This is a genomic window from Citreimonas sp., from assembly GCF_042096055.1.
GTDB lineage: Bacteria > Pseudomonadota > Alphaproteobacteria > Rhodobacterales > Rhodobacteraceae > Citreimonas.
In genome coordinates, this window is sequence record NZ_JBELMH010000001.1 from 51657 (window position 1) to 62493 (window position 10837).

A 10837-nucleotide genomic window follows, 5' to 3' on the forward strand; every position below is an offset into this window, starting at 1 on the left:
TGGGCCGCGTCGACGAACTGGCCCGTGGTCAGCATCTCGAAGGCCTTCTTGCGGGGAATGTTCCGGGACAAAGCCACCATCGGCGTCGAGCAGAACAATCCGATATTGACCCCGTTGACGCCGAACCGCGTCCCTTCGGCGGCGACGGCCATGTCGCAGGACGCCACCAGCTGGCACCCGGCGGCCGTCGCGATGCCGTGGGCCTGCGCGATGACCGGCTGGGGCAGGCGGGTCAGGCCTGTCATGACCTTGGCGCAGCGCGCGAAGAGGTCGGCGAAATAGGCCCGGCCGCCGTCCTCGGCCTGCCGCCCGGCCTGCATCTGCTTGAGATCGTGACCCGCGCAGAACGCCTTTCCGGCACCCGAGAGGACCACGACACGAACGTCGCGATCGTTTGCCAATGTATCGATCTGGGCCTGAAGCGCGGCGAGCATCTCGTCCGACAGGGCGTTCAGCCGCTCCGGCGCGTTCATCGTCAGGTGGGCCACGCGACCCTCGTCTTGGCGAACGAGCAGTTCCATCTTGTCCTCCTCACACTCTGCCGCGAGTGTAGCTGCGCCACGACAGGGAGGAAAGCGTGCCGCACTTCACCGCCGACGAGATGTCAGCCTATCTCGATGAGGTATTCCCGCAGGTCCGGGGCATGTTCGGGATCGATACACTGGAGGATGACCGCGTCGTCATGCGGCTGCACGCGGACGAGCGTCACCTGCGTCCCGGGGGAACGGTCTCTGGGCCGGCGATGTTCTCGCTCGCGGATGTCGCGGCCTACGTGGCGACCATGGCGCGCATCGGTCCCGAGGCGCTGACCGTGACCACGCATTGTTCCATCGACTTCATGCGCAAGCCGGTCTCGGGCCGCGATCTTCTGGCCGAGGCGCGGCTGCTGAAGCTCGGCAAGACGCTGAGCGTCACCGATGTTCTGCTCTACTCGGAAGGCGTCGCCGAACCCGTCGCGCATGCCAGCCTGACATACGCGATCCCGCCCCGCCGCGACGCCTAGGGTATCAGGCGCGAGACGTAACCCGGCAGGGCGAAGGACGCCACGTGTACGGCCGGATTGTAGTAATCGGTCGAGATGCCGGACGCGTCGAACCGCCCTTTCAGCACGTCCGTCGGTGTTCTGCGCCCGTCACCGTCGGTACCCCAGCCGAAGGCCATCGGCCCGCCGGCATAGGTAGGGATCGTGGCAAGATAGCAGGTGGAGTCGACGAACAACGCCCGGAAGGCGCGCATCGTGTTCGTCAGTTCCGAGCCTTGCAGGAAGGGCACGCCGTTCTGGGTCACGAGGATGCCGTCGTCGTTCAGCGCCCGCTTGGCGTGTCCGTAGAATGTATCCGTGAACAGCACTTCACCCGGTCCCAGCGGATCGGTCGAATCGACGATGATGACGTCGAACCCGCCCTTCGTGCCGCGCATGAACTCGGCGCCGTCGGCTATGACCAGCTCCAGCCGCGGGTCGTCGAACGCGCCCTGGCTGAGCGTCGGCAGGTAGCGCTTGGAGAACTCGACCACGCCGGCATCGATCTCGACCATGGTGACATGCTCGACCGTCGCGTGCTTCAGCACCTCGCGCGCCATGCCGCCGTCGCCGCCGCCGACGATACAGACGCGCCGCGCGCCGCCGTGCGCGAGGATCGGCACATGCGTCATCATCTCGTGGTAGATGAAATTGTCACCCTCGGTCGTCTGAACGACGCCGTCGAGGGTGAGAACCCGGCCGAAGGTCGGGTTCTCGAAGACGCGCAGGCGCTGATGCCCGGTCTCGCTGTCATAGTGCAGACGCTCCACCCGGAGCGACTGCGCATGGTCGGGGTGAAGCTCTTCGCGCGCCCACTCGGTCATGCGGCGATGCCGGCCTCGGCAACGACGCCCTCGCCGCGCTTGATCTCGCGCACGCGCACGTCGTCGATCTCGAACGCGGCTGCCAGCACGCCGACCGCGCGCCACGGCCGGGCGTCGCCGCACATGAACACGTCGAACGCGCCGTAGCCGATTTCGGGCCACGTGTGGACCGAGATGTGGCTTTCCGCCAGCACGGCCACGCCGGACACGCCCTGCGGAGAGAACTTGTGCGTATGGATGTGCAGCAGCGTAGCGCCGCAGGTCTCGACACAATCGCGGAAGGCCTGCGCGATGCGTGCCTCGTCGTCCAGCCCGGTGCCGTTGACCACCTCGATGATCAGGTGGGTGCCGGCATAGACGGTCTGACCGTCCCGGATGAAGTGATCGTCGCGCGATGTGTCGAAGATGTCGCGGTCGCATGCGGGGGCCTGACCCCGCGCGGTGTCTTCCTCTTGGGCGCCTGTCTCCAGACCGATCCCCAGTTGGAAGAGGTCCATGTCCTTCATGGCGTGCCCCTTCTTACCAGCAGTTCGTTCCAGTCGGCCCTTAGCGCCCCCCAGGAAGTCCTTGGGATGGGATCGGATCCGAAAGTGCGGGTCACCTAATGGGGGGCGGCGACTCGATCAAGAGGAAATTTCGCGCGTGCAGAAATTTGCTTTGCCCGACGATTCCGGGCAAAAAATGTATCTGTCCGAGCGTAAAGATGTCACCGTTAATTGTATCGGCACGATTTGCTGGTGAAGTCGTTGGAACGCCGGGGCGCGACGGCGAGTCAGGGCGACGGGATCAGGTGATGTGTCCGATTGAAGTTCTTTACGCGAAAGAGACCGCCGGGCCGAAATACATGGCCCTGGCCCGCGCCATTCGCGGCGCGGTGGACACGGCGGCGCTTGCGCCCGGTGACCGCCTGCCGCCGGTCCGGGGCCTCGCGAACCGCATAGGGGTGACGCCCGGCACCGTGGCGCGCACCTACAGCCTGTTGTGCGACGAGGGCGTCCTGCAGGCGACCGTCGGGCGCGGCACCTTCGTCGCCGGTGATGACACGCCGGCGGCGCTGTCGCTGCGGCTCGCCCCGCACAGCTTCGACTTCACGGCGCCGGGCCTGCCGGACATGGGGCAGATCGCCCTGATCCGATCGGCGCTGGGCCGCGCGCTCGACGGCGGCTCGGGCGCGGTTCTGCGCAACCCTCGGGAACATGGGGACGAGGCGGCGCGCACCGCGATGCTCGACTGGATCGAGGCCGACAGGCTGGGACGCGTGACCGTCGACGATCTGGTGCTGACGCATGGGCCGGAAAGCGCCGTTCAGACGGTCATGCAATCCGTGCTGTCCGGCACGCGGCCGGTGGTGCTGGTGGACGAGATGTCCGCGCCGCTTTTCGCGCGGGTCGCCGGCTTGCTGCGCGCCGAGGTCGTGGCGGTTCCCACGGATCGCGAGGGCATCGTGCCGACCGCGCTCGACGACATCGCGGCCGGGACCCGCGCGCGCCTGCTCTGCACGGCCGCCGAAGCGCACGACCCCACGACGCTGTCGACGCCGCTCGCGCGCCGCGAGGCGATCGCCGCCGTCGCGCGTCGTCACGATCTGCACGTCCTCGACTACGATTGTACCCGCATCGGCGCCGCGCAGGCGCCGGCCTACCGCGCGCTGCTGCCCGAGCGCGGCTGGCACGTCGGAGGATTGTCCTCCATGTTGTCGCCCTGGCTGGAATCCGCCTTCGTCGTCGCGCCGGCGGGGCAGGGCGCCGCGATGCGTACATTCGCCCACGGCGCGGGGACACGGCTGTGCGCGCCGGTGACGGGCATGCTCCCGACGCTGCTGGGCAACCCCGACACGCGCTCGGCCTGCAACCGCGTCCGGACCGAGATGAACCGCTACCTGCGCGCGGCCGCCGACGCTCTGGAGGCGTACGGCCCGGTGTGGCGCGAGGACGTGCCCTTCCTGTGGCTGCCGCTGCCGCGCGGCTGGACGGTCGACGGCTTCGTCGCGTCCGCCGTCGACGCGGGTGTTTCGGTAAGTCCCGCGGCCGCGTTCGCGCTGCCCGGCGCCCATGCGCCGCGCGCTGTGCGCATCGCGGTCGACGCGCAAGTCGCCTTCGACTGCTTCGGGCACGCGATGGCGGTCTTCGCCGCGCTGCTGGACCGCGGTCCGCAGGCGTCCGGCGCCGGAATGGAAGCCGAAGAGCCGCCTAGCGCGTGATCGCGTCTAGCACGCGGGCCCAGCTGCGGATGCCCTTGTGGAAGCTCTCGACGTCGTATTTCTCGTTCGGAGAGTGGATCTGGTCGTCGTCCTTGGCCCAGCCCAGAAGCATGGCATCCATGCCCAGGATCGACTTGAAGTAGCCCGCCACCGGGATCGACCCGCCGCAGCCGGTGAACGCCGCCTCGTCGCCCCACTCGGTGCCCAGCACGGACCGGGCGGCCTCGAAGGCGGGATGCTCGGTCGACATCTGGCTTGCGGGCGAGGCGCCGTGCGCGTGGAAGTCGACCTTGCAATCCGCCGGCACCTGCGCGCGTACCCAGTCGCGGAAGTGCTCGCGCAGGGCGTGCGGGTCCTGCTGGCCGACCAGCCGGAAGCTGACCTTCGCCGAAGCGCGCGAGGGCAGCACGGTCTTGAATCCCTCGCCGGTATAGCCGCCCTTGATGCCGTTGATCTCGGCGGTGGGGCGCGACCAGATCATCTCGAGCGCCGAGCGGTCGGCTTCGCCCGCGGGGTTCTTCAGCCCGACATGGCCCAGGAACGCATCGTGGTCGAAGCCCAGCGCCTGCCACTGCTCGGCCATGTCCTGCGGCAGTTCGGGCACGTCGTCGTAGAAATGCGGTACCTGGACCCGGCCGGCATCGTCGTGCAGCCCGCCCAGGATGCGGGTCAGCACGCGGATCGGGTTCATCGACGGGCCGCCATACATGCCCGAATGCAGGTCCTTGCCCGGGCCGGTGATGGTGATCTCCTCGCCCAGCAGGCCGCGCAGCTGGGTCATGATCGACGGCGTGCGCGACTGGAACAGCCCGGTGTCGCAGATCAGCGCCAGGTCGGCGCGCAGCTCGTCGGCGTTCTCCTTCAGGAACGGGATCAGCGAGGGCGAGCCCGATTCCTCCTCGCCCTCGAAGAAGAACGTGATGCGGCAGGGCAGCGAGCCGTTCACCTGCTGCCACGCGCGGCAGGCCTCGACGAAGGTCATCAGCTGGCCCTTGTCGTCGGACGCGCCGCGGCCGCGGATCACGCGGCCCTTCTCGGTCACCTCGATGGCGGGGTCGAAGGGGTCGCGGTTCCACAATTCCAGCGGGTCGACGGGCTGCACGTCGTAATGGCCGTAGAACAGCACGTGCGGGCCGTCGCCGGGCACGTGGCCGACGACCATCGGGTGACCCGGGGTCGGGCGCTTCTCGGCCTCGACACCCATCGAACGCAGGTCCTCGACCAGCCAGTCGGCGGCCTTCTCGCATTGCGGCTTGTACGCGGGGTCGGTCGAGATCGAGGGGATCGACAGCAGGTCGCACAGCCGGTCGAGCGCCTGCGGCAGATCGTCGTCGATGCGGGACAGGACGGTTTCCAGGCTCATGCGCGGGGCTCCTTGAAGGCGGGGGCTGGGCGTTCGGACGCGACACTACCAGAGGCCGGACCGGTGTCCAGCGCGCCCGCCGGGCCGCTTCACCAGTCGGGAAGGTTTCCCATCGTAGTCCTTTTTTCCGGGTTGACGCCTTGGCGTCCGGGGTCGATGACCCAAATGTCGGGATGCGACCGCATGTCCATCCCTGATGCATGGACACTCGGTCTTTGGGCCTGTATCCATTCAGGAAACTGAATACGGACTCGTCCGTAGCGTCCGCAAAGCATCGCCGATGCGGACACCATGCCGAAGGAGGCGCCCGGTGAACTACACCGCGACACTCGACCAAGCCCTCAACCGCCTGCACGAGGAAGGCCGTTACCGGACCTTCATCGACATCGAGCGCAAGCAGGGCCAGTTCCCGCACGCCACGTGGCGGCGCGCGGACGGGTCGGAATGTCCGATCACGGTGTGGTGCGGCAACGACTACCTGGGCATGGGGCAGCACCCCGCGGTGATGTCCGCCATGCACGAGGCGATCGACGCCACCGGCGCGGGCTCGGGCGGGACGCGGAACATCTCGGGCACGACGGTGTACCACAAGCGGCTCGAGGCCGAGCTGGCCGACCTGCACGGCAAGGAAGCGGCGCTGCTGTTCACCAGTGCCTACATAGCCAACGACGCGACGCTGTCGACGCTGCCCAAGCTGTTTCCCGGTCTCATCATCTATTCCGACGCGCTCAACCACGCCTCGATGATCGAGGGCGTGCGCCGCAACGGCGGCGCCAAGCGGATCTTCCGGCACAACGACGTGGCGCATCTGCGCGAACTGCTCGAGGCCGACGATCCGAAGGCGCCCAAGCTGATCGCCTTCGAATCGATCTACTCGATGGACGGCGATTTCGGCCCGATCGAGGCGATCTGCGATCTCGCCGACGAATTCGGCGCGCTGACCTATATCGACGAGGTGCACGCCGTCGGCATGTACGGCCCGCGTGGCGCGGGCGTGGCCGAACGCGACCGGCTGATGCACCGGCTCGACATTATCAACGGCACGCTGGCCAAGGCCTATGGCGTGATGGGCGGCTACATCGCGGCCTCGGCGAAGATGTGCGACGCGATCCGGTCCTACGCGCCCGGGTTCATCTTCACCACCTCGCTGCCGCCGGCCGTGGCGGCGGGTGCCGCGGCGTCCGTGGCGCATCTGAAACGCGACAGGAACCTGCGTGCGCTGCACCAGGAGCGCGCCAGCATCCTGAAGACGCGTCTGAAGGCGATGGGCCTGCCGATCATCGATCACGGCAGCCACATTGTACCGGTGATCGTCGGCGACCCGGTCCACACAAAGCGGCTTTCGGACATGCTGCTCGAGGGGTACGGCATCTACGTTCAGCCGATCAACTTCCCCACGGTGCCGCGCGGCACTGAGCGGCTGCGCTTCACGCCCTCGCCGGTGCATGGGCCGGGCGAAATGGACCAACTCGTCCGCGCCATGGATGAACTATGGAGCCACTGTGCGCTAAATCGTGCCGAATTAAGCGCATAGTCCGCTACAATCCTGTCAAACGCACGAAGGTTTGATAAAGTTCCTTCCTATAACGTGGTCACGCGAATCGCGAAGATCGCGCATTGGGCAGGCACGAGGCGACCGATGAAGACAGTGGGGCAGGCGACATGATGGGGCGCAAGAACCGCGACGCCGCGGTGCCAGAGGATACGGCCGCTCCCCAGAGCTTCGACGACTTCGACCTGAAGTTGGGCGACATGATGCGGGGCGAGCGTGCCACGCTGGGCAAGTCGCTGCTGGACGTTCAGCGCGAATTGCGGATCAAGGCCGGCTACATCGCCGCCATCGAGAATTGCGATCCTTCGGCATTCGACACGCCGGGCTTCATCGCCGGCTACGTGCGGTCCTACGCGCGCTATCTCGGCATGGATCCCGAAGAGGCGTTCTCGCATTTCTGTGCCGAAAGCGGCTTTTCTGTCGCGCACGGCATGTCGAACAAGGCGTCGACCATCCGCAAGCCAGCGCAGCAGGCTCCGGTCGCCCCCGTGCGTGCGCGCGATCCGCTGATCAACCCCAAGACGCCTTTCGTTGCGCGCGACGACAGCTTCTTCACCGGCATCCAGCCCGCCGCCATCGGGTCGAGCCTCGTGCTGCTCGCGCTGGTGGGCGGCATCGGCTACGGCGCCTGGTCGGTGCTGCAGGAAGTGCAGCGCGTGCAACTGTCGCCGGTGGACCAGACGCCGCTGGTGCTCAGCGAACTCGATCCACTGGAAAGCGCCATGTCGCCTGCGGCCATGCCCGAGGAGGCGGAAGGCGACGACATGGCGGGCGTCTTCGCTCCGCCCAGCCGCGATTGGTACGATCGCATGCAGCGCCCCGAGGCGCTGGACACGCCGATCCTGGTCGCGCGGGACGGCCCGATCTCGACCCTCGATCCCGACCGGGGCGGCGTCTATGCCGGCTTCGGCGCCGGCCGCCTGCCGCAGATCGACGAGAGCATCGCACTCGACCAGACGACGCAGCCTGCCGACACGCGCGCGGCCGATGTCGCCGTGGTCGCTGTTCGCCCCGCCTGGGTCCGGATCGACGATGCGTCCGGCACGACGCTGTTTTCTGGCATTCTGAACGGCGGCGAACGATTCGAAGTCCCCGCCGACGCGGTCTCTCCGCGCATCGAAGTGGGCGAATCCGGCGCGGTCTACTTCGCCGTCGCGGGCCAGGCCTACGGGCCCGCCGGGCCGACGGGTGCGGTCACGGCCGACATCAAGCTGTCGGCTGCCGACCTTTCCGAGCGCTACGCGCCGGCCGATCCGTCCGCCGATCGCGATCTCGAACCACTGATCGCATCGCTGCAGGCTCAGGCGGTCGACTCCGCCGTCGCCTCCGCACTCGACGGGGCCCTGCCCGCGACGCCGAAGGTCTTGGCCGATGCTCCCGCGGGCGTGACGGTCGTCGCCACCGCCGATGCCTGGGTGCGCGTGCGTACCGCGAACGGAACGACGCTGTTCGAGACCGTGATGAAGGCGGGCGAGACGTACCAGGTGCCGACGACCGAAACGCCGCCGACGATCCGGGCGGGCAATGCCGGCGCGATCTACTTCGCCGTGAACGGCCAGACCTACGGCCCCTACGGCGGCGCCGGCGCGGTCGCAGACAATCTCGCGCTGGCGGCGGACGCGATCTCGACCCAGATGGCGCAGGCCAATCCGGCCAGCGACAGCCGGCTGGCGCGCATCGTGGCGGAGCTTGCATCGACCGACCGCTGACGCGGCGGAGGTCCCGGTCGACGCTGGTCACGAAGGCGCACGAGGTATATATCGGCGCCAAGGACCCCAGATCGACAGGACCAATGCGATGAGCGTCAATCACGTTCGCCCGTGGCGCAACATCTACCGCCGCAAGTCGCGCCAGATCATGGTCGGCTCGGTGCCGGTGGGTGGTGACGCACCGATCAGCGTACAGACGATGACCAACACCGCGACGACCGACATCCGCGGGACGATCGCGCAGGTGCAGGCCGCCGCGGATGCGGGCGCGGACATCGTGCGCGTCTCGGTCCCGGACCAGGACAGCAGCCGCGCGTTGAAGGAAATCACGCGCGAAAGCCCGGTGCCGATCGTCGCGGACATCCATTTCCACTACAAGCGCGGGATCGAGGCTGCCGAGGCGGGCGCCGCCTGCCTGCGCATCAATCCGGGCAACATCGGCGACGAATCCCGCGTGCGCGAGGTCATCCGCGCGGCCCGCGACAACAATTGCTCGATGCGGATCGGCGTCAACGCCGGCAGCCTGGAACGCGACCTGCTGGAAAAGTACGGCGAGCCGTGCCCCGAGGCGATGGTCGAATCCGGCCTCGATCACATCAAGCTTCTTGAAGACAACGACTTCCACGAGTTCAAGATCAGCGTGAAGGCCTCCGACGTGTTCCTGGCCGCCGCGGCATATCAGGGCCTGGCCGAGGCGACGGACAAGCCGCTTCACCTCGGGATCACCGAGGCCGGCGGCCTGACCACCGGCACGATCAAGTCCGCGATCGGGCTGGGCAACCTGCTGTGGATGGGCATCGGCGACACGATCCGCGTAAGCCTCTCGGCGGATCCGGTCGAAGAGGTCAAGGTCGGTTACGAGATCCTCAAGGCGCTGGGCCTGCGCCACCGTGGCGTGAACATCATCTCGTGCCCGTCCTGCGCACGTCAGGGCTTCGACGTGATCAAGACCGTCGAAGCGCTGGAAAGCCGTCTCGAGCACATCCGCACGCCGATGAGCCTGTCGATCATCGGCTGCGTCGTGAACGGCCCCGGCGAGGCGCTGATGACCGACGTGGGCTTCACCGGCGGCGGGGCAGGGTCCGGCATGGTCTACCTGGCCGGCAAGGCGAGCCACAAGATGTCGAACGAGCAGATGATCGACCACATCGTCGAGGAGGTCGAGAAGAAGGCCGCCCAGATCGAAGCGGCCGAGGCCGAGACGCAGGCGGCCGAGTAGCGGCCGCCCGCGCCTTACTTGGTCAGGTACCGCTCGAGCACGAAGGCGGGCATCGCCCCGCGGATCAGCCGGTCCGGCATCACGTAGGACGGCACAATGTCCAGCGTCAGCCGTTCCAGCAAGGCGGCTTCTTCGGCCGTGTCGGTGTGGTGCACGGCGACCGTGACGCCGATCCGCCGAGCAAGCGCGTCGAGTTCCGCACGGGCGGCGTCACATTCCGCACAATCCGGCCCCACGAAAAGCGCGATGTCCGCCGCGCCGCCGAACAATGCGTCCTTCTCGGCCGCGATCATCTCGAGGTCGCTGGCGATTTCGTCGGCATAGGGATCCTCGATGACGATCTCGGGTGCCCGCAGGGCGTCGATCCGGTCGCGCAGGGACAGGGGGTCCTGCGCCGCCACCGGCCCGGCGACAAGCGCCGCGCCGGCCACGACCGCAACCATGCGGAGATCGACGGGCTTCATGCGAAAAGTGCCTGGTCTCATCCTTCGGCGCGTTCCTGCTCGACGATCTGCTGCATCGCGTCCAGCGGCGCGTAGCCGCGGACCAGCTGGTCGCCGAACACGAAGGTCGGCGTGCCGTTGATCTGAAGCTGCTGCGCCAGCGCACGGGTTTCCGCTATGCGGCGGGTGACCTCGTCGCTGTCCATCTCGGCCATGATCGCCTCGGCATCCAGGCCCAGCGCCTCGGACAGCCGCACAAGCACCGCGTCGGTGGGATCGCCCTCAAGCGCCATCAGCGAATCGTGGACCGCCTTGTAGACGTCGTCGCCGGCCACGATCTGCGTCGCGATGGCGAAGCGCGACGAGATCATCGACGCCTCGCCGAGGATCGGAAATTCCTTCACGATCAGGCGGATATCGCCGTCGGACTCGATCAGCTGCGCCACCTCGGGCGAGGCACGCCGGCAATAGCCGCAGCGGTAGTCCATGAACTCGACGACCGTGAT

11 protein-coding genes are annotated in these 10837 nt (G+C 67.7%); 5 read left to right on the plus strand and 6 right to left on the minus strand.

Annotated features, from left to right (window positions below; translation table 11 throughout):
- Positions 1-521 (minus strand): enoyl-CoA hydratase-related protein (locus ACFDTC_RS00235; RefSeq protein ID WP_375256843.1); only part of this gene is annotated, 521 nt, incomplete at its 3' end.
- Positions 522-601: 80 nt separating this feature from the next.
- On the opposite strand from ACFDTC_RS00235, the gene ACFDTC_RS00240 reads away from it, so the two are divergent.
- On the plus strand, positions 602-1003 hold the full coding sequence (locus ACFDTC_RS00240) for a PaaI family thioesterase (RefSeq protein ID WP_375256982.1): 402 nt from the start codon (positions 602-604) through the stop codon (positions 1001-1003).
- Here ACFDTC_RS00240 and speE read toward each other — a convergent pair.
- Together speE and speD are read right to left on the minus strand one after the other, a co-directional pair.
- Complete coding sequence (gene speE, locus ACFDTC_RS00245) at positions 1000-1845, minus strand: polyamine aminopropyltransferase (RefSeq protein ID WP_375256844.1); 846 nt, start codon at positions 1843-1845, stop codon at positions 1000-1002. The two genes, ACFDTC_RS00240 and speE, sit on opposite strands and share 4 nt — an antisense overlap.
- On the minus strand, positions 1842-2351 hold the full coding sequence (speD, locus tag ACFDTC_RS00250; RefSeq protein WP_375256845.1) for an adenosylmethionine decarboxylase: 510 nt from the start codon (positions 2349-2351) through the stop codon (positions 1842-1844). Before speD ends, speE begins: the two co-directional genes overlap by 4 nt.
- Positions 2352-2449: 98 nt before the next feature.
- Between speD and ACFDTC_RS00255 the strand changes: the two genes are divergently transcribed.
- Positions 2450-4045: a PLP-dependent aminotransferase family protein gene (locus ACFDTC_RS00255; RefSeq protein ID WP_375256846.1), complete on the plus strand. Its 1596-nt coding sequence runs from the start codon at positions 2450-2452 to the stop codon at positions 4043-4045.
- Here the strand turns inward: ACFDTC_RS00255 and ACFDTC_RS00260 are convergent.
- A complete protein-coding gene (locus ACFDTC_RS00260) occupies positions 4035-5408 on the minus strand; it encodes a M20/M25/M40 family metallo-hydrolase (RefSeq protein WP_375256847.1) in 1374 nt (457 codons plus the stop codon). The two genes, ACFDTC_RS00255 and ACFDTC_RS00260, sit on opposite strands and share 11 nt — an antisense overlap.
- Positions 5409-5718: 310 nt before the next feature.
- Between ACFDTC_RS00260 and hemA the strand changes: the two genes are divergently transcribed.
- From hemA to ispG, 3 genes are all read left to right on the plus strand, one after another.
- A complete protein-coding gene (hemA, locus tag ACFDTC_RS00265) occupies positions 5719-6942 on the plus strand; it encodes a 5-aminolevulinate synthase (RefSeq protein WP_375256848.1) in 1224 nt (407 codons plus the stop codon).
- Positions 6943-7070: 128 nt separating this feature from the next.
- Positions 7071-8669 carry a RodZ domain-containing protein gene (locus ACFDTC_RS00270; protein ID WP_375256849.1) on the plus strand — a complete coding sequence of 533 codons (1599 nt, stop codon included), beginning with the start codon at positions 7071-7073 and terminating at the stop codon, positions 8667-8669.
- Between the two features lie 88 nt (positions 8670-8757).
- Positions 8758-9888 (plus strand): flavodoxin-dependent (E)-4-hydroxy-3-methylbut-2-enyl-diphosphate synthase, encoded by a 1131-nt coding sequence (gene ispG / locus ACFDTC_RS00275; protein WP_375256850.1) that lies wholly within the window; start codon positions 8758-8760, stop codon positions 9886-9888.
- A gap of 14 nt (positions 9889-9902) precedes the next feature.
- Here the strand turns inward: ispG and ACFDTC_RS00280 are convergent, their stop codons facing one another.
- On the minus strand, positions 9903-10331 hold the full coding sequence (locus tag ACFDTC_RS00280) for a hypothetical protein (RefSeq protein WP_375256851.1): 429 nt from the start codon (positions 10329-10331) through the stop codon (positions 9903-9905).
- Between the two features lie 38 nt (positions 10332-10369).
- Positions 10370-10837, minus strand: a 468-nt coding sequence (locus ACFDTC_RS00285) for a DsbA family protein (protein ID WP_375256852.1), incomplete at its 5' end; no start/stop codon positions are given.